This window comes from Woeseia sp. D3-10 (assembly GCF_055809415.1).
Genome location: NZ_JBVVTW010000007.1, coordinates 1,671,303 through 1,697,191, shown reverse-complemented (window position 1 = coordinate 1,697,191; position 25,889 = coordinate 1,671,303). Strand labels below are relative to the sequence as shown.

Sequence of the window (25,889 nt, the reverse complement as noted above, 5' to 3'; positions counted from 1 at the left end):
GCCAGACCAAGCGGTGGCTATCAATAGCCACGTGCAGGCTTCGTGCTTTGAGGGCAAGGTATCAAAGTGCTGAAACTTGAGGCGGTTGATACGGCCAGATGGTCGCTGGGGCCGGGTGCGACACCCTGTCAGATCGACTGTTAAACCGATTGTTGCCTACGCACTTGCCGAGCAGGCTGATAACACCATGCCTGCCCGGCTTTTGTAGCAAGCGGGCTGGATTTGTATCTTAGTTCTTGTGCTCATACATATGCACGTCGCGCTGTGGGAACGGAATACTGATCCCAGCCGCATCAAGTGCTTTTTTAATGCGTTCAGTAACCTCGTGCGAAGCTGGCGCGTAGGTTGCCGAATACACCCATGGACGAACCGCCAGGTTCACAGAGCTATCGCCGAGTTCTGCAACAGTGACTGCAGGCTCAGGATCCTCAAGCACAAAATCGCTGGCCTTTATTGCATCGAGCAGCACGTTTCGTGCTTTATCAATGTCGTCGCCGTAACCGATGCCGACAAGCAGGTCGAGCCTGCGCTTTTCGGCGTCGGTGAAATTAGTGATCTGGCCTTCCATGATCTGGCCATTCGGGATAATGATCTGTGTCTTGTCAGGAGTTCGGAGCGTTGTCGTGAAGACATCAACCTCTTCAACGAAGCCTTCGGAGCCCGCTACCGAAACCAGATCACCAAGCTTGTAAGGCCGGAAAATAATCATGAGAACCCCAGCTGCGAAGTTCGCAAGTGAGCCTTGCAATGCCAGGCCAATAGCGAGCCCGGCAGCACCGATGACTGCGACCAATGATGCAGTTTGAATACCAAGTGCGCTGATTGCGGCGATGACGACGAACGTCAACAATAGCGCATAGACGATGTTCTTGATGAACTTGACGAGCATGTCATCCATACCGCCGCGTCGCAGTACCCCGTGCACAATCTTGACGATAACCTTTGCTATCCAGCGACCAACAACGAAAATGGCCAGCGCTTTCAAGAACAGCAAACCGTAGGTCACGGCACCCTCCTGAAACAGCGGCAGGTATTTGTTGACAAGATCCATCGGTTGCTCCTCAAGGAAATGCTCAATGGCTATCCTATTGCCGTTTGAACGAGCAACTATCGTCTGACACAAAAGTTTGCGATTGGTAAACAGGAAGTCACGTTTCCGGTTGGCAGCCGTGTCCTATTGATTCCAGGGAAACAAAATTTCCTGCCTCAGCGTTGAACGGCAACCATCGTCTGGTTTCGTGCGACTTGCGGCGACAATCTTCAGGTCGGCTGCTTACGTTTTAGGACAGCGGCAGTGGAATCTTAAAAACTATGGTTTCCAGCTGCGCCGGTGCTTTTCCGATGGACTTCAGGAAAGGTAACCAGCGCGGGTCCGCGTGCAGATTTGCAAACAGAGGCTCTGCAACGATATCCGTGAGTCCCGGGTCTTCGTTGTTCACGGCCTGCGCCAGGAACTCGAACGCTGAATCGGTCTGGCCGCGGTAAGCCAGCACGTAGGCGATGTTGTAGGCGGCTTCCTGCTCGTGCTGATCTATCAACTCAGTTTGCAGTTGATTCGCGATTTCAAACTCGCCGAGTGCATGGCTGGCCATAACTTTGCCAAGCAGTTGCAGCACCTCGAGCGGTTCGTGTTGCATGGACGCCATCGAGTCGGCCGCGTTGCCAGCAAGCAGTTGCGCGATACCGAGCTGGTAGTAGCCGCCGATGCGGTTCGGGCTGAGTTGTAAGGCGGTACGCAAAGTAGCAATCGCATCCGCATAGCGCCCGGCGTACAAATAGCTGCCGCCCAGATTGAAGTGACCGATTGCATTCACCGGGTCGCGCTCGACCACGAATTCATCCAGCGCGATGCATTCGTCGATGCGTCCGAGACTCTTAAGCACGGAGGCGGCATCACCGATAGTGCGTACATTGGTTGGCCCGAGTTCCAGCGCGCGTTGATAGTGATGTGCTGCCGACTCAAGATTGTTGTCGCGCAATAACGCAACCCAGCCGAGCCGGGCATAGGCCGGCGCGTACAGCGGATCGATCGTCAGTGCACGTTCCGCCGCATCGCGTGCCAACTCGAATCCCTCGTTCCACGGCCGCAACCCTTTACCAGCCTGATTCAAATAGTTTCCCGCCAGCGCATCCCAGGCATTGGCGTAATCAGGATCTATGGCAAGCACCTGCTGCAACAACGTCACTGCCTGGGCGTAGCCGTCCGCACTGCCCTGAATTCCGAGGAACCGTGCCTGCAAATACAACGCGTAGGCTTGCGGGTTGGTGCTGCGGGGTCGCGGTGTATCGCCGAGCAAGCTCAGGGTAAGACGATCAGAAACGGTCGCCGCTATCTCCTCCTGAATGGCGAATATGTCTCCAAGCTGGCGATCAAACGTTTCTGACCAGACGTGTGTATCGCTATGCGCATCGATCAACTGAGCGGTTATGCGTACCCGGTCACCTGCTTTACGCACGGAACCTTCGAGGACGTGACTGACGTTCAAATCACCGACGACCTGCGCCATTGTCACGTTCTTACCTTTGTAAGAAAACGCCGAGGTGCGGGAGATCACCCGCAGATCGGGGATCTTTGCCAGCAGGTTCAGCAATTCCTCGGAGATTCCATCAGAGAAGAATTCGTTCTGCGCATCGTCGCTCATATTGACGAAGGGCAGGACAACGATAGATTTATCACTGGAGGTCGTCTGCAGCGCTTCGTTCTTCGCCTGTTGCCGGGCTTCCGCAAGCTGGCTGGCGATTGACGCCTGCCGGGCAGTTTCCCGCATCGCCGAAAATACAAAGCGATCCAATGCCATGACGCACAGGGCAATGGTCAGTGCCACCATGATCATGCGGTCGAGCCGCCGGCTGGCCTGCGGCGACAGCGCGATGTCCAGCTCGGATTCTTTGCGCATGCCGTCCGGGGTCATCCGGAAGGCCCAGGCCAAAATCAGTGCAGGAATGAAACCGATGGCCAGCATGATCACGACAATGCGTGCGGGCGTATCGCCAAAACCGAATAGGGGAAACAGCGTTTCGGCTACCTGCGTAAACAGCCACGCGGCGACCAGGTAGGCCGCGCCGACCCGGAACACGTTCCTTTTGCTGAACTCGGAATACAGAGACATGGACGGGCGCTACCCCAGGGTGAACGCGCCGATTTAATCAGTCGCCAATGCCTTTGTATAGATGGGCCGGGCAGGGTGGGTTCAGGTCGCGACCCAAATGTGATGCCGTGGACCTTTGCCGACGCGGTGCGGCCTGACGACGTGCTCGCGCACCTTGAAATTCGCTTGTTGCAGGCGTTTGCTGAATGCCCGGTCCGGGCTGGAAGACCAGACGGCCAGCACTCCTTTCGGCCGCAACGCGCTGCGAGTCGCGCGCAGACCGGCAGGGCTGTAAAGCCAGTCATTCTCGCGGCGTACGAGTGCTTCGGGTCCATTGTCGACGTCCATCAGGATGGCATCAAACCCGGCAGGCTCCTGCCGAATCAGGTCGGCAACGTCACCGACGTAGACGCGACTGCGTGGGTCGGCCAACGGGTGCCCGGCGGGCTCACCCATCAACGTCTCGTTCCATGTCACGACTTCCGGCACCAATTCGGCAACAACAACTTCTGCGTCAGGGCCAACAGCCTGGAGAGCGGCGGCCAGCGTAAAGCCCATACCAAGGCCGCCAACGAGGAGACGTGGTGTCTTGTTGGCGCCAAGTTGCTCGATGGCAAGGTCGGCTAACGCTTTCTCCGAGCCGTGTACGCGGCTGTTCATCAGATCGCCCCGACCGGGAATCTTGATCGAGAACAGGTCGCCCGATTGATAAAGCTGCAGTTCCTTGTCAGTGTCAGGAATCAATGCAGTGCCTAGCAGAACTCGGGGAATCATCGGACGACCTTCTTTCAAGTGTTGCCGCAGCCTACTGCATATCCTCGGCGAGCGCAGGGGTTGCCGTTACTTCACCGGGATTGCGATAGGTCGTAGCGGTGCGGCGTCAGCGCCACGCAGTTTCAACGAGCCAGCGATGAACGCGAACTCGTACACCTTGTCGCGCGACAGGTCTTCAAGCCACGCGAGTTCGATGATCGGGGTGCCTTGTTCCGCCAGCAGGTAGGTGTGCAACGGGACGTAGTCATCTTCCAGTTCCGACGGGAAAGTTTCGAAGCTCAGATTGTCCGCGCCGACAATCATTGCGCCTGATTCTTCAACAAGGAAACGTGCTGCTGCCAAACCAAGTCCGGGCGGGTTGGCCATGTAGGCCGCCGTGTCTGCATAGGACTGCATGCGACCGGTTCGCACCAACACGACGTCGCCCTTGCGGAGTTCAACGCTCTGGGTGTGCAGTGCGTGCACGAGGTCGGACCGGGTAATTCGATACCCGTCCGGCAGCATGGCCACCTTCTTTGCAGCCGCTACGTCAATCATGACGCCGCGCGCGACGATCGGCGGCAGGTTCTCCACGCCGCCGACCTGCCAGCCGCGGTCGCCCAGGTGTTCGCGGGCGCTGAAACCGTTCCAGATTTTGCCGTCCAGACCGAAGTGACTCAGGCCGTCAATATGAGTGCCCATGTGCGTGTACATCGAGATTGCCGCACCCGTGTAACTGACGTGCTCATTCATCTCTTTGCCGAGGCCGAGCGGATCATCGATCACTGTGCCCTGCGGTGTGTGTGTCATCCACAGCCGGTAGTGAGGATCGCCCGCCGCCTGCCAGCTCGGCATGCCGATGAAATATTCGACCGACAAGTCGTAGGTTTTTCCGCCACTGATCTGCGCGAGAATGGCATGACGTGATTGATCGTTCATCAGATTTAGCCGACCGATTTCATCGTCCGCCCCCCAGGGGCTTACACCCACAGCCCGATTGCTGGCAAATGTCACCGACACCAAGGCCAGCACCAACGCGATAGCAACCAGCTGCTTCGTGAGTTTAAGAATAGTCATCGCACTGTCTCCTGTTTCAGTTGTTCTAGAGTTCGGGGTCGCCTGCCTGATCCTTCGGCTCGGCTTCGCGAATGAGTAACGCAATCGCGGTGATCACGAGCAAGGTGCCGGGTAGCCAGCGCCAGCCGATCGTTTGTGGTTCGCTTATGAACAGCAACAACATGGCGACGAACGGAGTCGTGTAGCTGTAAGCCGTAACCGTGCCGGGGCTAAGTACGGCGGCGGCGCGCTGCGACAACCAGAACGTCACGGCACTCGAAAAAACAGCGAGATAGATGACGATGGCCGCGTCGCGAGTCACAGCGGTCGCGAGGTCCGCCGGTGATTCCACGAGCAATGCGGTGACTGCGGTAACGAAGCTGCCAGCCAGCAAATTCCAAAATGTTCGTTGTTCAGCGTGCGGCGAGAGCCATCCTTGTTGCAGGCCGAGCTTCGTCAGCACCGGGTGCAGTGCAGGGCCAATGCTGGCGGCGAGAAACGCTGTTTCGCCAATGCCAAACGAGAACCTGCCGGTTTGTGCTGCCGTATGCGCCCAGATCAGCGCGAGTGCGCCGCTCGCGCCTATCGCCAGTATTACCAGCAATCTCGCCGATGCTTGTTCAACACTGAACGCGCGGCCGAGGGCGTAAGCCGTTAGTGGAACGCTGACATAGATCGTCGCCATCGAAACGGCACTGTCGTGATGCGCAGCCCAGAACATCGTGCCGAAGAACGCCGCCAACGCCGTTCCGAGCAGGCAGTACAACGCGAGTCCTGCCACGCTCGGCCAGTGGCTCCCGTGCCTCCGCGTCAACGGCCAGACGACCAGTGCTGCAATCGCAAAACGGATGGCCGTCAGCAGCAACGGCGGCAGGCCTTCGCTGATCAAACCGACGGCGGGAAAAGAGAGGCCCACGATCAGGGCGGCAACGACCAGGCCCGCATGCGCATTGAGTTCGGTCGAATTTGATTTCAGGGGGCGCATGATGGGCAACTGCCGTGTCCGGGTAGGTCTTGAACACTAAAGCGTTACCGTTAGATAATAATCCCGCAAAAATTCACTACACTATTCACAAATATGACCTAATCAGAGCGATCATGGATTCACTGACCGACATCGCGGTATTCGTGGCCGTTGTGGACGAGGGCAGCTTCACGAAAGCGGCTGAGCGGCTGAAATTGTCGCGGCCGGTGGTCAGCAAGTACGTTACACGGCTGGAGGAGCGGCTCGGTGTGCGGCTGTTGAACCGTACAACCCGGCGGCTGAGTCTGACTGAAGCCGGTCGAATTTTTCACGAACGCAGCCAACGCGGCTTACGCGATATCGAAGATGCGGAAGCCGAGATTTCGCGGCTGCGGGAAACTCCGAGCGGCGTGCTGCGAATAAACTCGCCGATGTCGTTTGGCATTTTGCATATCGCCCCGTCATTGCCGGAGTTTCTGCAACGCTACCCTGAGCTGACCGTGGACATGAAACTTGATGATCGCAAGGTCGATCTTATCGAAGAGGGTTTCGATGTGTCAGTCCGCATTGCGGACATGCCGGACTCGTCGTTGATTGCGCGCCGCATGGCGCCGTGCCGTCACGCGATCGTCGCTACTCAGTCTTACCTGGACAATCACGGGACTCCGCGAACTCCTGCTGATCTCACCAAGCACAATGTGTTTTCGTTCAGCTACCAAGCCTCTGCCCGAGTCTGGCATTTTCTTGCCTCGGACAACAAACCAGTATCCGTGTCGGTCAGCGGCGCACTGCAAATGAACAACAGCCTGGCGTTGCGTGAGGCGGTGCTCGCGGGGAGCGGAATAATGCGCGCGCCGACGTTTATCGTCGGCAAGGATATACAGGACGGTAGATTGATACCGCTGCTGACGAACTACTCAACACTCGAGGTTTCCATTTATCTGGTTTACCCGGAGAGGCGCCACCTGCTGCCAAAAGTCCGCGCCTTCGTTGATTTCATGGCGGGCAAAATTTCCACGACCCCCTACTGGGATCTATCGGTGGACCCACATGGATAGTCAAATGGCCATGTATTGTTCGCCGTGAATTGTCGCGGTAATGCCGTCGTTCAGGCGGTTCTCCTGAACAACGGTGAAATCAATCGCCGCCATGCCAGTGCCATTCCCGTGTAGGCGAGTAAGCAGGCCGCCAAAGAGGCAAGCCCGGCGAGCGTTTGGCCAAGAAAGCCGAACACTTCGCCGGTGTGCAAGAAGCGTACGAAAGTTCTCGCCTTGGCTCCCGGTGTCTTGTCGTCGTTGCGTTTGACCTCAATTACCGAAGCGTTGCTACTGTCCAGCTTTAGCTCGTAGGCGAAATCCGGACGTCGACCGATGCTGCGATCGATGACAAAGGTTGTCGACGGCTTCGGTACGGCGCTTGTCCGTAGCTTGATCGAGTGCCAGTCCGCAGCTTCATTGGCAAGCGCATGCTGTTGTGCTGCATTCAACAGTCCTTGCTGCGGCATTGTCTCCACAGGTAATGCCTCGCCAACAGCCGACTCACTTCCGCGACCACGAACCGGCGGCTCTTCGCCAAAAGCCGCATAAATTGCAGAGCTGGCCCACGAAAAGTAAAAGACCGAGCCGGAGCTTGCGATCAGAAACAGTGGCACGAGAGCCCACACGCTGAACACGTGATGCCAGTTGTAGTCGCGCGCTTTCGAGTTGGTCGTCCTGGGATTGAAGAACAGTTTGGTTTTGAGTATTGACCAATGCCAGACCCGCGGCAGCCACAGGTAGACACCGGACACAATCAGAAAAACAAAAAGCAGATTGCTGTAGGCCGTCGTCGCTCTTGCCAAGTCGAAGTTCTCGTCGGACGCCGCAAACCATCGATGTACACGGGTAACGACGCGAAAGAATTCTGCTGTAGTACCGCGGCCGTCGCGAAGAATATCCCCGCTGTATGGGTCGACGAGCAGTGTCCGCTCCCGGTCAGCCGTAACCGTGACCGGTGAGCCAGGCTTGTTGACGAATTTCAGTTCGAAGCTGTCCGCACCGGGCTCTGCCGCGCGACCGATGTTCAGCAACTCATCGGCACTTAATGCGGACACGCCGGTTACCGGCGACGTCGCATACTGTTGATCGGCCCATTCGATGAACTGCCGTTCGTAGGTCAGCAGGACGCCGGTGACGGACATCATCAGAATGACGAAACCGGCGGTGATGCCGACCGCAAGATGTGACCAGAAGAGTATGGGTCGAAGCTTCATGAGCAAGGTATTCCCGCTACCGCGTTACTATTTGCGAACGATTCTCATTTGTATTAACGGTCAAGTCAAAGCTTTCAGATGAGAGAATTCAGACTGGCAGCGGGATCTGCCGCTCTGAGCGGGTATCGCTGGCGGAGTCACAAAAAATCGGTGGACCAGAGAACGGCTGGTCGGCGGTTTAGCTGGAATCTGCTAGCGTGGCGTTAACAGCAGCCTGTTGGCCTACCGTCAGTGTTGGCCGGGGCCGTCAATTCTTCCGAAACGGATTGAGGATCAATGCCCAGATCGTCTGTTCACGAGACTCGCGAAATTCATGCAGGCCAATCTTCATCGATGTCTGACCATCGCGGGGTTGATCCCGGTAGCTGCCAAACAGGCGATCCCACAACGACAGGTGAAAACTGAAGTTGCTGTTGGTTTCATCCTTGTGCACCGAATGATGAATGCGATGCATTTCCGGCGTAACCAATAGCCAGCGTAGTCGCCGCTCGAACATTGCTGGCAGCCTAATATTGGCGTGAGTGAAGAGCGCGCCAGCGTTCAGAAGTATCTCAAATATAAGGACGGCAAGCGCAGGAATGCCGAACAATGCAATCAAGCCGAGTTTGATTGCCATCGACAAAGCAAACTCAATCGGGTGGAAGCGCAGGGCCGTTGTGACGTCAAAGCCCACATCTGCGTGATGGACCCGGTGCAGTCGCCACAGCAGCGGAATTTTATGCAGCAAACGGTGTTGCCAGTAGATGGCGCAATCCAGCAGTACAACGCCAACCATAATCGCGAGCCAGTACGGGAATAAGGTTGCCAGGCCACCGCCGTCGGCCTCCAAACGTAACGCGAGACCAACCGCAAGCACCGGAAAGGCAATCCGCAACAACAACGTGCCTGCTACGACCAGCGAAATATTGCTGAGGAGGCGGCGCCAGCCCAGGTGCATGTCCCGGCGCGGCGCCCAGTGTTGTGCTGCCAGCAGCAGCGCGAACACTGAGAGAAACACGACGAGCCGGACTTGCGGTTCATTGCCCAGCAGCCACTCGCTCACTGATCAACGTCCTCGCTGTTGCCCGCACGTCCGCGTCGCCATGCAAAATAGCGTCCGACGTAACGCAGCAGCTTTTCAGGTTTGTTCGCCCGCTTCCATTCGCCAGCCACGTACTTATTCGCTTCCATCAGCGTTGGGTAAATATGGATAGTGCCCAAGATCTTGTTGAGTCCAAGTCCGTGTTTCATCGCCAGTACAAACTCAGCGATCAGCTCGCCGGCATGCGCACCGACAATCGTTGCACCCAGAATCTTGTCGCTGCCGGGAGCTGTGAGTACCTTGACGAAACCGTGCGCTTCGCTCTCAGTAATTGCACGATCAAGATCGTCGATCCCGTAGCGCGTCACTTCAACTTCGATACCCTGTTCACTGGCCTCGGTTTCGTTCAGGCCGACCCGCGCGACTTCCGGGCTCGTAAATGTCGACCACGGTATGACGCTGTAATCCGCGCGGAAAGACCACAGCGGGCGAATAAGCGAGTTCACTGCGGCAAACCAGGCTTGATGAGCGGCTACGTGGGTGAATTGATAGGGTCCGGCAACATCGCCGCACACGGAGATGCTGGGGTAATTCGTGCGCAGGAACGGGTCCGTAGCGACCGTGCCATTTTTTGCAATCTCGACGCCAATGTCGGCAATCCCGGCGGTATTGGCGTTTGCCTTTCGGCCGAGAGCCAAAAGAAGCAAGTCAAACTCGAATCGCACTTCTTTGCCATCCTGTTCACACACAAGGGTGCCGCTCGCACCTTCGCCTTCAGCCCGTACTGCCTTCGTGGACAATGCCACGTTGACGCCGTCATGATCACGCAGAGATTCCAGCACGGCGCTCGCGGCGTCGCCATCCTCCCGTCCCAGCAATTGCGCCGCCATTTCCACCAGAGTGACGTCGGTACCCAGTCGCTGGAACGCCTGAGTCAATTCGCAGCCAATCGGGCCGCCGCCGAGTACCACCATCTTGCGAGGTTGTTTCCGGATATCCCATAACGTGTCGCTGGTGACAAAATCGATCTTGTCGAAGCCGTCAATAGGCGGCACAACCGGTCGCGAACCGGTCGCAACAACAATAGAACGGGCCGATAGTCGACGGTCTCCCACTTCCACTTCCCACGGCGAAATCACCTTCGCCTCGCCGGCGATGCAATCAACGCCCAGTTTGGTATAACGCTCAACCGAGTCATGCGGCGCAATCTCTCCAATCACATCGTGTACCCGCTGCATGACGTCTGCGAAATCAAAGTCTGCTTCCATTTTGTTGATACCGAGTTTCTTGCTGTCGCGTGCAGCCGCCAGCAGACCGGCACTCTTCAGCAATGCCTTACTCGGCACACAACCGGTATTGAGGCATTCGCCGCCCATCTTGTCGCGCTCAATCAACGCAACTTTGGCATTGATGGTCGCCGCGATGTAGGAGGTCACGAGACCCGCCGATCCGCCGCCAATGACAATCAGGTTGTAATCGAAGTTTTTTGGTCGATTGAACTTCTTCCGCACACGGCTCTCCTTAACCCAGGCCAGAACGCCGCGCCCGATGAACGGCAAAAGAGCCAGCAACACGAACGCGCCGAGTAACGATGGCGACAGGATGTCACCGGCAGAAGAGATCTGCCCGAGCTGAGTGCCTGCATTCACGAATACCAGCGTACCGGGCAACATGCCAAGCTGACTAACCCAATAGAATGTCCACGGTTTCAGTGCAGTGAGCCCGGCGACAAGATTGATTACAAAAAAGGGAAACACCGGTACGAGCCGCATGGAAAACAAATAAAACCCGCCGTCCTTTTCGATACCTTCGTCGATGCGTTTCAGGCGTTCCTTGAACTTACTGCGTACCGTGTCCTGCAGAAGAAAGCGCGCCGCGAAGAAAGCCAGTGTCGCGCCTATGCTGCTGGCGAACGAAACAACGAGAGTACCAGTGCCCAGCCCGAATACCGCGCCGCCCGCAATGGTCAGGATGGCGGCACCCGGTAAGGAAAGTGCAGCGACTACAACATAGACGAGGAAAAATCCGCCGATGGAAAGTAACGGGCGGGACGCGGCGTACTCAGCAAGTGCATCGCGTTGTTGTTTCAGTTCTGTCAGTGACAGGTACTGCTGCAAATCAAAAGCGAAGTAAGCACCAATAACGGCCGCGATGACCACTACAAGAAATAGTCTGCCAAGATTTCGTGACACAAGGTGCTCCGTTACGTGATGTTCGAATGCTGTGCTTCAATGGACCGGGGGAGCCGGGCAAATATTACCCTCGCCTTCGTCAGGCCGGTGTGTCATTGATCGGTCGTGTCATCGCCGAACAGTTTGAAAACCAATGCAGTCCGCTGAATGGCTGTCAAGACGCACAGTACGCTGAATCCCCACGCGAGTAACTCAAACCACGCCGGTATCGCGGCCATTAGCAAGAAGCAGGCGATGGTCTCAGTGCCTTCCACAATGCCAGTGGAATAGAAGAACGACTTTCTGCCGTGCGCCGCCGTTTCGATGCCGCGCTTGGCCGCAATCGTCGCGAGTGCGAGAAAACTCGATGCCGTTAAACAAAAAGAGGCGAGCAACGCGGCGGCCGGAACAGCATTTTGTGTCGGATCGGCGATAGCGAACGCCAGCGGTACACTGCCGTAGAAAACATAATCAACCACAATATCGAGATAGCCGCCGCTGTCGGTGGTGCGGCTTGCCCGAGCGACAGCTCCATCAAGCCCATCCAGCATCCGGTTGCAAACAATAAGCACGAAACCGAGTTTGAGTAAGCTGACGGAGATAGCCACCGCGGCCAGCAGGCCAACAAGCAGGCCGGCAAATGTGACGCTGTTGGCGCTTACACCGCGCTCGGCAAGTGCCCGACCGGCGAAATCCAGCGGTTGATTAATCAGTGGGCGCACCACTGTATCAAGCATGCGGAGTGCCCTGAAGTCGCACTACAGGCCCGCCGGCGGCAACAACGTCGCTCTCATCGTGCGTAACCAGCAGCGTGGGTAAACCACGCCGTCGTGCTTCGCTAAAAACCAGTTCGCGGACCTGGACGCGATTGTCTTCATCGAGCGACCGAAAGGGTTCATCCAGCAACAGCGCGCGGGGATCAGCAAGCAGCACGCGCAACAAGGCCACTCGTGCCTGTTGACCGCCGGACAACGTTGCGGGATCGCGCTTATCCAGTCCGGCAAGCCCGACCGAGGCGAGTGCCTCGCTCACCTGTTGCTGCCGTTCTTTGCTTGTGCCGCGTGTTCTTAGCCCAAACAGAACATTGCCGGCAACGTCGAGGTGCGGAAACAGCAACGGCTCCTGAAACAGCAGACCCAGTCGCCGAGCTTGTGGCGACAAGCTTGAAATATCGTTGTCGTTCAGACGGACGCTGCCGTTGCCTTCGATCTCGGCGGGCAATATGCCACAGAGAAACTTCAACAAACTGGATTTGCCTGAACCGCTGGCGCCGACAATCGAGGTAACTGTACCCGGTTCTACGCGCGCGTTCAGAGGCGGAAACAATTCCCGGCCAGCGATGCGCAACCGTACTTCATCGAGCACCAGCGTATTCATCGCGGCACGCCACGACGTTGCCGAAACAACAGGGCGGCACCGAGGTAGGCGAGAGCAAATGCAGTCAGCGGAATCACGGCGAGCAGTATCGCATGCGCTGTCGCCAGCCGCAGATTCCCGGAACCTGCGGCGGCAGCAGCCTCTGTCGTAGCCGTTGCAATACGACCCGCACCGGCAAACAAGGTTGGCAAATACAGTGCGACACTAACCGAGAATGCGAGCGCCAGTGCGATCAGTGAGGCGCGCGTGAGCAATGGGGCGGTGACCGTCAGCCAGCTTCGTGTTGCAGACACGCCCAGCGTTGCCGCTACTTGCTCGTAACGAGGATCAATCGCAGCGCGGGCTGGCGCGAGTATTCCCCACACGTACGGCAATGCAAGCACCAGGTGGCTCCACAGCACCGCGATAAAGGTGCCGTCGATATTGAGTCGCACCAGCAGAACCTGCACGCCGAATAGAAAGGTCATTTGCGGCAACAGCAAGGGCAGAAACAACAGCGAGCTTAACTGGCGTCGCGTTGTGGCCGACCGTCGGCAGCGTTCCGCCGCTGGCAGCACCAATGCGATACCGATGACGGCAGTTGCGGCTGCCAGCGCGAGCGTCGTCATGCCGACGCCGCTTGTTAATGAGACCAGGTCCTGCAGTGTGGAGAGTGAGACGTTCGTCGGAATCAGCGCAGGGAAACGCCACGGTCCGGACACGGCACGCAGGCCGATGGCAATGATTGCGAAAAAGCCCAGTGCCCAGCCGATGGCCAAAACGCCGGCGAAACTTTTCCGTATTCCGGCTTCACGGCTACGGCGTTGGCCGTTGCTTGCCGAACGAATCAGTGCGGCTCGGGCATAGCGACCCAGCAGGTGTGCCCCCGCAATAACCGCGATGCTGACTGCCAGCAATACCAGCGTGCCCGCATAGGCCTGAGCGTGTATCGCCGGGTCAGGGTCTGTGAACCAGCGCCATAACAAGACCGGGAATGTCGGTGGCAAGGCCGGTCCTACCGGGATCGCCATCTCAACGTTACTGACGCCAAACACGAGTACTGCCGCAAGCGGCAAACGGATTTGCTGCTGCAAAGCGGGCGCTACGGTCGTCAACCAGCTCTTCATGGGTCCGTAACCGAGGGTTGCGGCCTGTGCCTGCAAACGCGTCGACGGCACCTGCCCGAGCGCGGCGCCGAGCGCCATAATGAGGAAGCAGGTCTCTTTGAGCACGAGGCCGATGATCAACGAAATACCGGCCGGGTCATTGACGATCAACCAGTCAGGCGGCAGTTCGAAGCCGGTAGCCCATGGCGAAAATATACGTAGCAATACACCGGATGGGGCGAGCACCAGGGCAAGGCCAATGCCGATCGCAAGGTGTGGCATAGCGAGCAGCGGCAGCACCAGCGTCGTCAACCGATTTCGCCAGTTGCCACTTGCCGCCAGTGCAACGGCAACGTGCGCGAGCAACAGTGCTATTGCGGTTGCAATGCCGCCCGTCCATACAGAGGACGCGATCGACAGACCGACACCCGGTGTGGCGAACACGCGTGCCAATGCTTCGGTATCCAGCCCGAGCAACAGTGCAGCACCGAGACCCGCCGACGTTGGTACGAGAGATATCGCAAGTAGCAGTGCTACAGCAGGGTGGGCGATGAGCGAACGCGGCATTGTTCAGCGCACGTATCGTTCGAGCCATGCCTGCTCGATGCGGGTTGCCCATTCGGGATGCGGTTCCAGTAAATACCGTCCGGCGGCTGGCGGTGTCGCCGGCCCGGTATCAAGGTGGTCGAAGAACGCGCGCTCGTAAGCTGCCAGTGCGTTCAGGTCCAGAATCGTCGGGTCGCCCCAGTAACGTTCATCGGCTTTGCGTGCCTGCGCTGCCGCTGTCGTCAGAAAGTTTGCAACAACGCGTGCGCCAGCAGACGCAGCGGAGTTATAGGGGATAGCAAGGAAATGACTGTTCGCCAGCGCCCCCGCCTCAAGGTACAGCGCACCAATGTTCGCGTGCATTTCGCCTTGGCGAATTGCGCGACTCGCTTCAGCCGGGTTGTACGACAGCATCCAGTCCAGTTCGCCAACCGCGAGCAGATCGCGTTGTGCTGGGCCGCTTTGCGGAAACAGGCGACCGCTGCGCCACATGCTGGCGTGGGCACGGTCAAGCCAGTGCCACAATGGCGCGGTTAGTTCATCGAAGTCACTACCCACAGGCGAACTCAGCCGTTCCGGATTGTCGCTCAGCGCCAGCAGCATCTGTTTCAGAAACGCGCTGCCAATGAATGATGGCGGTTGCGGATAGCTAAAGCGCCCGGGGTGCTCCTCTATCCAGGCCAGCAACGCGGCCGGTGTGAGCGGTGGCGTGTGCACTCGTTCCTTATCGAAGAAAAACGTGAGCGCCGCTGTGCCCCACGGGAGTTCAAAGCCATCCGTTGCCAGCGAGCCGTCAGTCAGGGTGGTTGGGTTGTTCAGCCAGTCGATGCTCGTGGCGCTCGGCACTTGTGTGGCCCACGGGCCGTACAGCAGTCCCGCGCGTTTCAGCGCTGCAAAATTCTCACCGTTGATCCACAACAAATCGACGGAGCCGCCAAAGTTTCGCCCCGCACTGCGCTCGGCCATGATCCGTGTTACCGATTCGGCAATGTCCGTCACACGAACGTGTTTCAGTTCGACGGAGTATTCTTCGCGTACTTGTTCCGCGGCCCATTCGATATAGCGATTGATCGCGAGATCACCGCCCCAGGCATTGAAGTAAACGGTTTGCCCTGCCGCTTCTGCGACAATCGCATCCCAGTCTTCTGCATGGCTCAGCGGCATCCACAGTATCGCGGTCAGCAGCGCAACCCATCCCCATGCACGGCAGCGGCGATGCATCAGAACAGGTAGCGCACGCCGAACTGGAACTGTCGCGGCGCACCAGCGTTACGACGTACAAACGGTTGCCCGTATATCTGTATCTGATTCGATTGCGTTGCCGAGTTAGCGAAACCGGACAGGTTCTCCCGGTTCAGCAGATTGAATACGTCAGCAGACAATTCCAGTCGACCGTCACCAAGTTGCGGTGCATAACGCAGGCCGAGGTCTATAGTCGCCGACCATGGCAGACGGTCTGCATTGCGGGAAACGCCTGGCGCCCGGTCTGAATTGCCAAGGTATGCATCGGTGAAGGAGGCGCCATCGCCGTTCAGGTCGGTGGTGCCGTAGATGCCGGTGTCGGGTATCAGGTTAATCGGCTGGCCGGACTCGAACTGGCCAGCGACGGACACGGTAACCGAATCGAGCGGGTACCAGTAGACGACCGAGGAGATCACGTGACGCCGGTCGTTGACCGACGGGCCCCATTCGTCATCGAAGCTGTTGGAATTGGCAGAACGGAAATTGATGTCGTCCGTGTTGTTCGTGAGTTCGGACAAAGTATAGGTCATCAGGAAGCCCCACAGGTCACCATCGCCCGGTCGCTCGAGGGTCAGGTTCAGGGCTTTGTAGCGTGATGCGCCCGCGGTTTCGGTCACGACAATCTGCCGGGCGCCACCGGCAACCGGCGCGACGGGACGTGTTGCATCAGCGGCAGCCTGACTGCGAATCAATCCCAACGACTCGGCCAGTACGCGCCGTTCAGCATCGCTCGGCAATGCGCGCAGCGTCGCGATATTGGCATCGGTCAGGTTCGCGATATTCGCCGAGAACGGCGTCGCCGCGTTCAGGTCACGCAAACGCAGCTGATTGTGTCCGCGGTAGTACAGCAGATCAGCGTAGCCCAGCCAGCGATCATTGAAATGCCATTGCACACCGGCAGAAAGCTGCACGGTGTAAGGGCTGTCGAGGCCGTCGGGACTGAATACACGCCGCTCGTTGGAGATGGCCGTGTCACGCAAGTCTGCTACATCAGCCGGTGTCGGGCATTGCAGATAGCCATCCGGGCAGGCGGGGTTGACGGTGAGATTGCCATCAAAGGTGATGGCCAGCGGATCTGTGTCGGCGGGCAACCGTCCTGCGGCGGCCAGCTCATTCAACTGCTCGCGAAAGGCGGCCGAACTCGTGTTCTGCTGCAACGCGTCCGACAGAATCGTGTAAGGAATACGTTCGTAGAACAGGCCGGCGCCACCCCGAAACGATAAACGTTCGCTGGCGCGGTAATTCAGCGCGAGCCGCGGCGCAAAGTTATTCTGATCAGCGGAGCCAGAGCCGGCTTTCGTTACACTGTCGTAGTCCCAGCGCAGACCGGCGGTCAGGGTCAGGTCCTGCGATAAACTGACCTGATCCTCGAAGTATAGCGATACCTGATTTTGCTCATCGCCGAAACGCGCAGGACGCAGCTCGACCGCATAGTCGATCACTTCGGCGCTTGCCGGGATATCGTTGACGTTCAGTGCGGCGCCTCGGTTCAATGCCTGCACTTCGGCGAGTTCTGCCGGTGTCAAACGTACCCGGTAATTGCCCTGTGGATTGCTGCCACCGCCGAGGCTGAAGTCCGAGCGCAGCACGTCAATGCCAAACTTGAAGGCATGTGAATCCCTGTACCACGTGAAGTTTTGGCGCAGCTGCAGTGAATCCTCGCTTTCGTCGAACGCGAAACCGGGGTGTCCAAGGATGGCGGCCGTCAGACCGGCCGGGGATTCAACGACAACCTGCGGAGCGCTGCTGGCGTATGGCGTGGCGTAGCCCCAGTCAAACGCGCTGTACAACAGGCGGGTTTCGGACGTGAAATCGCCTGTGTCGTAAATGGCGGAGACGGCCGTAAGCAAAGACTCCCGTTGTTGCACCGAGCCTGCCGATGGAAAGGTCACGCCGCCGTCCAGACCGCCGCCCTGGCGTTCAATGTCGATGTCGCCGACGTTGGCGCGGAACGACAATTGCCAGTTGTCGTTGAGGCGATGGTCGATTTTCAACGATGCCAGCAGCGATTCGTTTCGGCCGGGGACCGTATCGGCAATGCCGAGGGCAGGTGAAACGAGCGCGTTGTCTTTGTCGTCGCGGGTGTATTCGACGTTGGCAAAGAAAAACGTGCGATCTTCAGCGATGGGTCCACCAAGGGCGAAACCGTACTGGTCCCGCCGGAAGCCGTCACGTACGGCGTTACCTGACAGGTCACGGCCGGCATACGGCGATGACGCATCAACCGAAGCGCCGGGACGTACCAGATAGAAGAGTTCGCTGTACCACTCATTGCTGCCGGAGCGCGAGGTGACGTTGACCACGCCATTGCCGGTGCGGCCGTATTCAACCGAATACGATGACGCCAGCACAGTGACGTCCGAGGCGGCACCGGTCGAAATCGGAAACTTCGGACCACCCAGAAAGTTCTCGTTGTTGTCCATGCCGTCTATCAGGTACTGCGTGAACAAACCGTTAGCGCCGTTAATCGACACCGACGGCGATTCCGGGAAAAACCCGGTCGCAGGGACCACGTTGGGCAGGCGAATGAGCGCGCGCGACAAATCGCGCGCCTCGACCGGCAGCGCTTCAAGCTCGCGCCGGTTCAGGCTTGCACTGACCTCCGCATCAAGCGAGTTAATCGCAATACTTCCTGCTCGCCCGGTAACCGTGATGTTCTCGATCATGCGAACTGAAACCGCACGCGATTCATTGCTGCGCAAGCGGATGTCTGCCGCGAGTTCTATGTTTTCGACCAACACCGAGTAACCGGGGCCAGCCGGTACGGCTGAAAACCGCGCGCGCCCGCTTGAGTTGCTGATGCTGGTGGTTTCGTAACCGGTTAGTGAATTCTTCAGTATCACGCTGGCGCCGGTTGCCGGGCTGCCGTCACCGCTCAGCACAGCTACGTCGACATTCGATGCGGCGGCGAGGGACGATAGAAACAGCAAACATAGAGTTACAGCTGTTCTTGTTACGGACGGGGCGGGCGTACGGCGGTGGTACATCGCAGGTAACTTCCTCAAATGAGTGTGTCTGTTTTCGTGGCAGGCTTCGACATCGATAGACCGGATCAGGCGCGCATATGTTACAGAACGCAATCAACTTGCAGGCTATACCTGCGATCACTGTGATATTTACCGGCCTGAACCGGTCCTGTTTGGCACTGCGAGTCAAAAGAGGCACGAAAATGCGGAGATTGATTCTGATGGGTCTGTTGTCGTGGTCATCCATGATTGCCGCGCAGACTGTGCCAGTTGACGAACTTGATCGATGGACCGTGCTGTCGTTCAGCAAGATCACGGCGAACGAGGTAAGCGTTGTTGATGGCAAGCTGCAGATTCGCGTTCGAAACTCGGCAAGCCCACTGATATTCCATTTCGATGAGCCAGTCAGTCTGGCTGGTATTAGCGTAGCAGCCAGCTGGAGTGGCGAACTGCGGATTCCGGCTGGTGCTGTTCAGGGTGAGGAAGGTGCTGACGATTTTGTTCTGAAGCTGGGTATTGTTGAAGCGGGTGACCGTCGCCTGAACTGGTTTCAGCGCAGTATCGCTGCCGACTGGATCAAACAGCTATTCAAGCTGGCGCCGAAAAGCGGTGGGGTGGAGCGCATCAGTTTTCTGTCCACGACCCAGCAACAGGCCTTGCTGGGCAGTGAGCGCGTACATCCGTTGAGCGATTTGCTCTATGAAGAGCGGGTAGTGCATCTCGCCAGGCCGGGGCCGTTTCTCCTGTCCAAGACGTTTGCTGAGCCGGTGGAAGCACTGGGCTTGTGGGTCTCTGTAGACGGTGATGACACGGCCTCCGAGTTTGATCTGACCATAGAGAGCATCACTCTGCAGACTGGGCCAACGCTGCTGCCTTGATGTTTCCGCACTAATAACACTGCATCGATACCGCAAAACGGCTGTTGCGATGCCGGCTGCGGTGGCCAGCGCCGCAGGATAAGTCGAACTTCAAACAACAAAAGAATATGCTGCGCACACAACAGGAATTCAGGGTGCGCACATGAAACTCTCAAAAACAGCTTTGGTCATCGCGATAATTGCGGCATTAACTCTGCTCGTTGCAGGACCCGGGGCCCGTTTCGGTTTGTGGTCATTCGGCACCGGCTTCTTGTTGCTGCGCATTGCGCTGTTTACCGGCCTGGCGGTCGCCGTTGTGTCGGTAGTTTTACTGCTTATTCCGAAGACACGTGCGGGCGGCGCCGGGGCGCTGGCCATTGCATTGTTGATTGGTCTGGGTGTGGCCTGGATGCCCTACAGTCAGTACCGAACTGCGCGATCGGTGCCGGCCATACATGACATTACAACTGACATGGTCAATCCGCCGCCGTTCGTTGCGATCATTCCGCTGCGCGCTGATGCACGCAATCCGCCTGAGTATGTAGGCGAGGAGATTGCCAAACAACAGCGCGAAAGCTATCCGGATATCAAAACGCTCGAGGTGGCTGCGTCACCTGCCGAAACCTATCAGCGGGCGCTTGCTGCGGTTGAAGATATGGGTCTTGAAGTCGTCGCTGCAGTAGCCAACGAGGGCCGTATTGAAGCGACCGCCACGACGTTCTGGTTCGGTTTCAAAGACGATGTAGTGATTCGTATCGAAGCAAGCGGCAATGGCAGTCGCCTGGACATTCGCTCCAAGTCGCGTGTCGGTCGCAGTGACGTCGGCGCCAATGCGGCTCGCATCCGTCGTTTTGTCAGCCTGTTTCAGGACGGCAACTGAGCGATAGCCTCAGTCTATCCTTGTAATGCGGCAGGCACAGACCGCTAGAGGCTGTGCTTGCTGCTGTATTCACCCAGGTCTGAACACACATTGAACCTGCAATAGGGCTCTAAGCAGCGTGCTACGGCAGCCGCCCGATTACCTGCGATGCACTCTTCGCGTTTCTGAAACCCCGTGGTTTCTGCCACGCCAGAGGTTCTCGAGATTTATCGCATGCATGAATCCGCGGCTGAAAGAGCGGGGTTGGCAGAAGAGCGTACTCTACCGGGGTTCGACATCTCGTATCGCTTGCAAGCGTGTCTGCGATGCCCCTGAAACTGTGAAGAAATTGTGGAGTCTCGCCGATTTCCCGCCCGGCTTGTTACTCTTGGCGTATGCGCATCACTATCGCCACGCGAATTTTTCTTGCTCTTACGCTGGTCACGTTTGTGATCCTTGCGTCGAGCGCTATCGCGACCCGCTGGACATTTGAGCAAGGCTTTCTTGAGTACGTGGGCGAGCAGGAAGGAGCCACAATCAGGAGCGTGGCAGCCGAGCTTGAAGAGCTCTATCGCGTTGAGGGAAGTCTGGAATCACTGATCGGCGATCAGCGCCGGTGGAACGATTTGCTACGCCAGAACTCCGGGCGGTCAGCGGGCGGGGAGCGCGGTCCCGGCTTGAGGCCTGGCGCGCGACCTGGGCCGGGACCTGGTCGACCGGGACCGCCACGCGACCCGCTTGAGCTGGGGCGGCGCATCGCACTTACCGACACCGCCGGCGTACCTATTGTCGGAGAGCCGCCAAGCACGGGTAACACGACCTCCACTGCCATCACGGTCGACGGAGTTGCAGTCGGGTATGTGGTCCTCACGCCGGGCGTGGCTCTTATGGATGATCTTGACGAACGCTTCGCTCGTGAACAGGGGCGTTCGATTCTGGTCATTGCCGGCGCGGGCCTGATTGTGGCTGCGATTATGGCGGCATTACTCGCGCAGCAACTGACGCGGCCCGTTCGTGCGCTGGCCAAAGGTACCAATGCTGTGGCGGCAGGGGAGTACGAAACGCGAATCGCCGTACAACGAGATGACGAACTCGGCGATCTGGCCCGGGACTTCAATCAACTTGCAGAGTATCTGGAGCGCGATCGCACAAGCCGGCAGCAATGGGTGGCGGATATCGCGCACGAGCTACGTACACCGTTGTCGGTGTTGCACGGTGAACTAAGTGCGATTGAAGACGGCGTGAGAACCTTCGATCCTGCCACTCAGGAGTCACTGAAAGCTGAGGTGTCCCGACTGATCCGCTTGGTGGGACAGCTGCATAATCTGTCGATGCTTGACGAGCGAGGGCTGGATGATCAGCACGAAGTCACTGACATTGTCGCTGTGCTGCGCGGCATGCTGAACAGTGCGCATGCGCGGCTGCTCGACAACGGTATTCAACTAACGCAGAACATACCGACGAAGCGCATCACCGTCTCCGCGGACGCGATGAAGCTCGAACAGTTGTTTTCCAACCTGATCGAAAACACGCTGCGCTACACCGATACGCCGGGCACGCTGACAGTAAGTTGCACGCTGAATCGGGAATTCGTCAGTATCGAGTTTGCTGATTCTGCTCCGGGCGTCCCGGAATCCGCGCTGCCACGATTGTTTGATCGCCTGTTTCGCGTGGATTCGTCACGTAGCCGGGCGACCGGCGGTTCCGGTCTGGGCTTGTCAATCGGCAAAGCCATAGTCGATGCGCATGGAGGACGCATTGATGCGCTGCACTCCACGCAGGGAGGTCTGACGGTGCGAATTCAATTGCCTGTGGTTGGTCCTGCTGATTCCGGAGCCGTCTCGTGACCGTTGAAGCTACTGTCCTTGTCGTCGAGGATGAACCGAAGATCGCCGCGCTGCTGCGCGATTATTTGCAGCAAGCCAACTACGGCGTGCACTGTCTCGACCGCGGCGATACGGTTGCTGATTGGGTGCGTAATCACACTCCGGATATCATTCTTCTTGACCTGATGCTGCCCGGCAAAGACGGCCTGGCCGTTTGCCGGGAGCTGCGCGAGTTTACGCCAGTGCCGGTCATCATGATTACGGCCCGCGTCGACGAGATCGATCGCTTGTTGGGTCTGGAGTTGGGAGCGGATGACTACGTCTGCAAACCGTTCAGTCCGCGAGAGGTTGTTGCCCGGGTAAAAGCGTTACTGCGACGGGCGCAGGTTGTGCCGATGCAGCCGACGGTTACGGGCAGGCTGCATATTGATAAGGAAAAATTCTGCGCAACAGTCAACGGCCAGATTGTTGATTTGACACCCGTTGAATTTCGCCTGCTGACGATGCTGGCTGGCCAACCTGGCCGGGTCTTCTCCCGCGACCAGCTGATGAACAACATCTACGATGACGGTCGCATCGTGAGCGATCGCACTATCGATTCGCACATAAAAAATCTGCGTCAGAAAGTGCATCGCGCCGCCGGGTCTGAGGACATCATTCGCTCGATCTACGGGGTGGGTTACAAGCTCGAATAAGAGCAGCAATCTCCGCTAATTCTGCACAATTCCTCCGCAGTCTCTGCGCAGTTGCCTTCCAGACTGCAGGCTCACCCATACGGAAACCCTCCGGGAGCCTGAAAATGAAACAACGTACTGCTCTGGTACTAGCCTCGCTGTTGCTCGCGAGCTGCGCCCATGCCGAGAACGACAACTCTGAACGTGAGCGTCGCGGTCCCCCCAAAGTAGCGCTGGAAGCCTGTTCGACAGCCGTGCAGGGCGACCCTTGCAGTTTTGAAGGCCGCAATGGTGAAACCCTGGAAGGTAGCTGCGATGCACCGGACGACAAGCCGCTGGCCTGTCGCGTGGAAGGTGGCCGGCCGGACATGAAGCCGCGTAGCCAATAGACCGACCTGAAAGCGTGAGCACCGAAGCCGCTACAGCAAATCACAAGGACCCAAGGTCATGAAGCAACCTTACACTCGCCGGACTCAAGTACCGGCCCATGTCTCTCCGCGCACCTGGCTTACCCTGGTTGCAGTCGGCAGCCTCGCCTTGAGCGCTTGCGGGTCCGGCAGTTCCACGGACACCGATATGGCGACTGACGAGAGCGATACGGATACCGACGAGGTGTCCGGCACGCTGCACGGTGCCTATCAGTGGTTCGGCGCCAACGTCACCGTTGCACTCGATGGCAACACGGTCGTTATAGAAGCCACCGGCCGTCCAGATCACACCTCGCCGTACTGGAACCCCAACAATGCCAGCGGCCTGTACGTGGCGCCGGATCCAAACGTAACGACCGAGTCGCACATGTCCCCTGGCTATATCGAGGAGTACAACAATCTGTTCACCCTCAGAGCGCCAGCCAGTCCGAGTCGAGCGACGAGTTCGTCCGCTACCAGTCTTGGGCCGGTCGGCATTGCGGTCAGTGGAGCACCCATCTTCAATGACCAGGAAGGCCCGAATATCAATCTCGAGATCGGTGTGATTCAAGGGTTCGACAATAACGGCGCCCACACCGGACCGCAGACGTACCACTATCACCTCGAACCAAAAGCCATCAGTAACGACGACGAGGCGTTGGTCGGTGTGATTGCCGACGGCTTCTTCCTGTACGGCAGGCAGTGCTACTCAACACCCGGCACCTACCCGACAGACCTCGATGCTTCCGGTGGTCACACCAGTATTACTCAGCATTCGCAAGGCGAGGCGGAGTATCACTATCACATCATGAACGAGTTCTACCTCGGCGCTTATTACCTGCTGTTTCCTGAGGATTATCAGGGCACGCCAAGTTCAATCAGCAACTAAAGGGCGCCGGGTCACCATGAATAAAGTCAGCATCACAGCGGGCTTCGCCCTGACCATGGTTTGCATACTGTTCCTGCTGACCCCGGAACGCTACAGCGTCTCAGCTATCTCGCAGGTTGCGATGGTTGTGGATATTTCCGGGCTCACAATCAACAGCCGTACTGGCGACCGCGAGTACGACAACAAGCCTTTCACCGGAGAAGCACGGAGCTACTTTGCGGATGGCAAGCTGGAGCGCGCTGAGCAGTACGTTGCTGGTCGTCGTCACGGCTACCTGAGGATGTGGCACGAGAACAGTCAGCCAGCGTTCGAATCGAACTACAGAGCAGGTCGGCGCGAAGGTTCAACAACAAGCTGGTGGAGCAACGGCAATATGCGTACCCGGACTGAGTACCTTGACGACAAACCGAACGGGGTTGCGTGGTCGTGGTACCGCGGTGGGGAAAAATTCAAACGATACAACTACGTTGCAGGCGAACCCGTTGGCCTGCAGCAGGGATGGAGAACCAATGGCAAGCTATTCAGCAATTTTGAGTACAGAAATGGAAGAACCTACGGGCTGCGGAACGCGAATCTCTGTGTCGAACTCGAGGACGAAAGTTTTGTTTTTGACTAAGCACATGAGTTTGCATACCGGCTTCGCAAAAGTATTGCCTGCGTTCGGCGTGATATTTTTTTCGCTGATGTTTGCTGTTGCAGAGGCTGAGGAAGCGTTGCCCTATTACAATACCGCCGACTTCACTCCCCACTGGATAGAACGGGGCAGCCCGGAGCTGCGAGATTTTCATCGAATTCCCGAGTTCAGTTTCACCAATCAGGATGGCCGGGTGATCAGCGAGCGCGACGTCGAGAATAAAATCTACGTTGCCAATTTTTTCTTCACGACTTGCCCGGGGATTTGTCCTACGGTTCGTTCACGACTCGTCAAGGTGCAGGAGGCGTTCGCCGATGACGACTCCGTCTACATACTGTCGCACTCTATCCGCCCTACGACAGACACGATGGAAATTCTGCAAGCCTACGCGGCAACGTACGGCGTTGAAAGCGGCAAATGGCATTTGCTAACCGGGGATAAAGAGTCGATCTACGCGCTTGCGAAGGGCGCCTACTTCGCCAACGAGGACCTGGGCAATGCAGACAAGTCGAGTGACTTTCTGCACACCGAAAACCTCTTGCTGATCGACCGGGAACGGCATATCAGGGGCATCTACAACGGTCTGAGCACGACGTCCGTGAATCATCTGCTGAGTGACATCGAAACACTGAAGGGCGAAACGGTTGGTGCCGATTGAATCGCCGCCAGTCAGAATCAGCTACTCACGTTTGAACGTCAGGTAGGTCTTGCGGGTGGTCTCCAGGATTTCCCACGTGCCTTTACTGTTCTTATCGAAATACACGGCATCGCCTGCCTTGATGTCGATGGTCTCGCCCGCTTCCGGGTGGAACAGGGCGTGGCCGCTGAGAAATGTAGCGATCTCTGCGTCCATCACCTGACGAGTCCAGGTTCCCGGCGTGGATTCCCAGATGCCAGCCTCTGAGCCGTCGGCGTGCTCATTGATGACGCGCCCGCGTAGCTGTGACACCGTCTCGGACAGCGGCAGTCCTACCGGACCCCAGTCTTCGAGTTCTTCGGAGGGGATACTGGCGACGTTCGTCTCCTGCTTTACAGCCACGTGCGACTCCTGATTTGCTGCCAAATTTGGCTGAACGATCGTGCAGTAAAGGCAGTGAAATGGCAACAGTGAGCTTGTCTTATTTCTTATTAATCAAGGGACTAGAGAATATGTTCCCGGGCGATATGCCGATCGGATCCGCGAATTACCGGGACTGTTGGCAGGTCTCACCCGCCCATCGTC

The 25,889-nt window shown here is 57.7% G+C and carries 23 protein-coding genes; 9 read left to right on the top strand and 14 right to left on the bottom strand.

Translation table 11 applies throughout. The features are described 5' to 3' along the window. Window positions 1–229: 229 nt before the first annotated feature. From AC0L8N_RS08210 to AC0L8N_RS08190, 5 genes are all read right to left on the bottom strand, one after another. On the bottom strand, window positions 230–1,051 hold the full coding sequence (locus tag AC0L8N_RS08210) for a mechanosensitive ion channel family protein (protein ID WP_473667135.1): 822 nt from the start codon (window positions 1,049–1,051) through the stop codon (window positions 230–232). A gap of 229 nt (window positions 1,052–1,280) precedes the next feature. Beyond that, entirely contained in the window at window positions 1,281–3,110 is a 1,830-nt protein-coding gene (locus AC0L8N_RS08205; RefSeq protein WP_473667133.1) for a tetratricopeptide repeat protein, read from the bottom strand. 81 nt (window positions 3,111–3,191) lie between these two features. After that, window positions 3,192–3,863, bottom strand: a complete 672-nt coding sequence (locus tag AC0L8N_RS08200; protein ID WP_473667131.1) for a spermidine synthase — start codon at window positions 3,861–3,863, stop codon at window positions 3,192–3,194. 66 nt (window positions 3,864–3,929) lie between these two features. Further along, window positions 3,930–4,919 (bottom strand): cyclase family protein, encoded by a 990-nt coding sequence (locus AC0L8N_RS08195; RefSeq protein ID WP_473667129.1) that lies wholly within the window; start codon window positions 4,917–4,919, stop codon window positions 3,930–3,932. Between the two features lie 25 nt (window positions 4,920–4,944). Continuing rightward, the gene (locus tag AC0L8N_RS08190) at window positions 4,945–5,883 is read right to left on the bottom strand and encodes a DMT family transporter (RefSeq protein ID WP_473667127.1); all 939 of its coding nucleotides are present in this window, start codon (window positions 5,881–5,883) and stop codon (window positions 4,945–4,947) included. 113 nt (window positions 5,884–5,996) lie between these two features. Between AC0L8N_RS08190 and AC0L8N_RS08185 the strand changes: the two genes are divergently transcribed. Further along, window positions 5,997–6,920 carry a LysR family transcriptional regulator gene (locus tag AC0L8N_RS08185; protein ID WP_473667125.1) on the top strand — a complete coding sequence of 308 codons (924 nt, stop codon included), beginning with the start codon at window positions 5,997–5,999 and terminating at the stop codon, window positions 6,918–6,920. A 50-nt stretch (window positions 6,921–6,970) separates the two neighbouring features. Here the strand turns inward: AC0L8N_RS08185 and AC0L8N_RS08180 are convergent, their stop codons facing one another. The 8 genes from AC0L8N_RS08180 to AC0L8N_RS08145 all read right to left on the bottom strand — a co-directional run bounded on the left by AC0L8N_RS08180 (window position 6,971) and on the right by AC0L8N_RS08145 (window position 18,485). After that, window positions 6,971–8,113: a PepSY-associated TM helix domain-containing protein gene (locus tag AC0L8N_RS08180; protein ID WP_473667123.1), complete on the bottom strand. Its 1,143-nt coding sequence runs from the start codon at window positions 8,111–8,113 to the stop codon at window positions 6,971–6,973. Window positions 8,114–8,360: 247 nt separating this feature from the next. After that, entirely contained in the window at window positions 8,361–9,155 is a 795-nt protein-coding gene (locus tag AC0L8N_RS08175; RefSeq protein ID WP_473667122.1) for a sterol desaturase family protein, read from the bottom strand. After that, the gene (locus tag AC0L8N_RS08170) at window positions 9,152–11,326 is read right to left on the bottom strand and encodes an FAD-dependent oxidoreductase (protein ID WP_473667121.1); all 2,175 of its coding nucleotides are present in this window, start codon (window positions 11,324–11,326) and stop codon (window positions 9,152–9,154) included. The genes AC0L8N_RS08175 and AC0L8N_RS08170 overlap by 4 nt, the downstream gene beginning before the upstream one ends. 92 nt (window positions 11,327–11,418) lie before the next feature. Continuing rightward, complete coding sequence (locus AC0L8N_RS08165; protein WP_473667120.1) at window positions 11,419–12,042, bottom strand: CDP-alcohol phosphatidyltransferase family protein; 624 nt, start codon at window positions 12,040–12,042, stop codon at window positions 11,419–11,421. Then, window positions 12,035–12,682: an ATP-binding cassette domain-containing protein gene (locus tag AC0L8N_RS08160; protein WP_473667119.1), complete on the bottom strand. Its 648-nt coding sequence runs from the start codon at window positions 12,680–12,682 to the stop codon at window positions 12,035–12,037. Before AC0L8N_RS08160 ends, AC0L8N_RS08165 begins: the two co-directional genes overlap by 8 nt. Further along, window positions 12,679–14,334 (bottom strand): ABC transporter permease, encoded by a 1,656-nt coding sequence (locus AC0L8N_RS08155; protein WP_473667118.1) that lies wholly within the window; start codon window positions 14,332–14,334, stop codon window positions 12,679–12,681. Before AC0L8N_RS08155 ends, AC0L8N_RS08160 begins: the two co-directional genes overlap by 4 nt. A gap of 3 nt (window positions 14,335–14,337) precedes the next feature. Beyond that, on the bottom strand, window positions 14,338–15,534 hold the full coding sequence (locus AC0L8N_RS08150; protein WP_473667117.1) for an ABC transporter substrate-binding protein: 1,197 nt from the start codon (window positions 15,532–15,534) through the stop codon (window positions 14,338–14,340). Beyond that, complete coding sequence (locus AC0L8N_RS08145) at window positions 15,534–18,485, bottom strand: TonB-dependent receptor (RefSeq protein ID WP_473667116.1); 2,952 nt, start codon at window positions 18,483–18,485, stop codon at window positions 15,534–15,536. The genes AC0L8N_RS08150 and AC0L8N_RS08145 overlap by 1 nt, the downstream gene beginning before the upstream one ends. Window positions 18,486–18,724: 239 nt before the next feature. Between AC0L8N_RS08145 and AC0L8N_RS08140 the strand changes: the two genes are divergently transcribed. The 8 genes from AC0L8N_RS08140 (at window position 18,725) to AC0L8N_RS08105 (ending at window position 25,325) form a co-directional block, all read left to right on the top strand. Further along, window positions 18,725–19,399 (top strand): hypothetical protein, encoded by a 675-nt coding sequence (locus tag AC0L8N_RS08140; protein WP_473667115.1) that lies wholly within the window; start codon window positions 18,725–18,727, stop codon window positions 19,397–19,399. A 142-nt stretch (window positions 19,400–19,541) separates the two neighbouring features. Beyond that, complete coding sequence (locus tag AC0L8N_RS08135; protein WP_473667114.1) at window positions 19,542–20,258, top strand: DUF1499 domain-containing protein; 717 nt, start codon at window positions 19,542–19,544, stop codon at window positions 20,256–20,258. Window positions 20,259–20,632: 374 nt separating this feature from the next. Then, window positions 20,633–22,084 (top strand): ATP-binding protein, encoded by a 1,452-nt coding sequence (locus tag AC0L8N_RS08130; RefSeq protein ID WP_473667113.1) that lies wholly within the window; start codon window positions 20,633–20,635, stop codon window positions 22,082–22,084. Beyond that, a complete protein-coding gene (locus AC0L8N_RS08125) occupies window positions 22,081–22,758 on the top strand; it encodes a response regulator (RefSeq protein WP_473667112.1) in 678 nt (225 codons plus the stop codon). Before AC0L8N_RS08130 ends, AC0L8N_RS08125 begins: the two co-directional genes overlap by 4 nt. 104 nt (window positions 22,759–22,862) lie before the next feature. Next, window positions 22,863–23,126 (top strand): hypothetical protein, encoded by a 264-nt coding sequence (locus tag AC0L8N_RS08120; RefSeq protein WP_473667111.1) that lies wholly within the window; start codon window positions 22,863–22,865, stop codon window positions 23,124–23,126. 58 nt (window positions 23,127–23,184) lie between these two features. Then, window positions 23,185–24,033 (top strand): YHYH protein, encoded by an 849-nt coding sequence (locus AC0L8N_RS08115; RefSeq protein ID WP_473667110.1) that lies wholly within the window; start codon window positions 23,185–23,187, stop codon window positions 24,031–24,033. 16 nt (window positions 24,034–24,049) lie between these two features. After that, the gene (locus AC0L8N_RS08110) at window positions 24,050–24,649 is read left to right on the top strand and encodes a toxin-antitoxin system YwqK family antitoxin (protein ID WP_473667109.1); all 600 of its coding nucleotides are present in this window, start codon (window positions 24,050–24,052) and stop codon (window positions 24,647–24,649) included. Then, entirely contained in the window at window positions 24,636–25,325 is a 690-nt protein-coding gene (locus tag AC0L8N_RS08105) for an SCO family protein (RefSeq protein ID WP_473667108.1), read from the top strand. The genes AC0L8N_RS08110 and AC0L8N_RS08105 overlap by 14 nt, the downstream gene beginning before the upstream one ends. 21 nt (window positions 25,326–25,346) lie before the next feature. Here the strand turns inward: AC0L8N_RS08105 and AC0L8N_RS08100 are convergent, their stop codons facing one another. Further along, entirely contained in the window at window positions 25,347–25,706 is a 360-nt protein-coding gene (locus tag AC0L8N_RS08100) for a cupin domain-containing protein (protein WP_473667107.1), read from the bottom strand. Window positions 25,707–25,889: the final 183 nt, after the last annotated feature.

Coding starts and splice junctions, on each gene's coding strand:
- AC0L8N_RS08135 (WP_473667114.1), top strand. CDS start 19,542: ATGAAACTCTCAAAAACAGCTTTGGTCATCGCGATAATTGCGGCATTA.
- AC0L8N_RS08140 (WP_473667115.1), top strand. CDS start 18,725: ATGCGGAGATTGATTCTGATGGGTCTGTTGTCGTGGTCATCCATGATT.
- AC0L8N_RS08160 (WP_473667119.1), bottom strand. CDS start 12,682: ATGAATACGCTGGTGCTCGATGAAGTACGGTTGCGCATCGCTGGCCGG.
- AC0L8N_RS08195 (WP_473667129.1), bottom strand. CDS start 4,919: ATGACTATTCTTAAACTCACGAAGCAGCTGGTTGCTATCGCGTTGGTG.
- AC0L8N_RS08155 (WP_473667118.1), bottom strand. CDS start 14,334: ATGCCGCGTTCGCTCATCGCCCACCCTGCTGTAGCACTGCTACTTGCG.
- AC0L8N_RS08150 (WP_473667117.1), bottom strand. CDS start 15,534: ATGCATCGCCGCTGCCGTGCATGGGGATGGGTTGCGCTGCTGACCGCG.
- AC0L8N_RS08130 (WP_473667113.1), top strand. CDS start 20,633: ATGCGCATCACTATCGCCACGCGAATTTTTCTTGCTCTTACGCTGGTC.
- AC0L8N_RS08120 (WP_473667111.1), top strand. CDS start 22,863: ATGAAACAACGTACTGCTCTGGTACTAGCCTCGCTGTTGCTCGCGAGC.
- AC0L8N_RS08190 (WP_473667127.1), bottom strand. CDS start 5,883: ATGCGCCCCCTGAAATCAAATTCGACCGAACTCAATGCGCATGCGGGC.
- AC0L8N_RS08210 (WP_473667135.1), bottom strand. CDS start 1,051: ATGGATCTTGTCAACAAATACCTGCCGCTGTTTCAGGAGGGTGCCGTG.
- AC0L8N_RS08205 (WP_473667133.1), bottom strand. CDS start 3,110: ATGTCTCTGTATTCCGAGTTCAGCAAAAGGAACGTGTTCCGGGTCGGC.
- AC0L8N_RS08110 (WP_473667109.1), top strand. CDS start 24,050: ATGAATAAAGTCAGCATCACAGCGGGCTTCGCCCTGACCATGGTTTGC.
- AC0L8N_RS08115 (WP_473667110.1), top strand. CDS start 23,185: ATGAAGCAACCTTACACTCGCCGGACTCAAGTACCGGCCCATGTCTCT.
- AC0L8N_RS08180 (WP_473667123.1), bottom strand. CDS start 8,113: ATGAAGCTTCGACCCATACTCTTCTGGTCACATCTTGCGGTCGGCATC.
- AC0L8N_RS08185 (WP_473667125.1), top strand. CDS start 5,997: ATGGATTCACTGACCGACATCGCGGTATTCGTGGCCGTTGTGGACGAG.
- AC0L8N_RS08200 (WP_473667131.1), bottom strand. CDS start 3,863: ATGATTCCCCGAGTTCTGCTAGGCACTGCATTGATTCCTGACACTGAC.
- AC0L8N_RS08165 (WP_473667120.1), bottom strand. CDS start 12,042: ATGCTTGATACAGTGGTGCGCCCACTGATTAATCAACCGCTGGATTTC.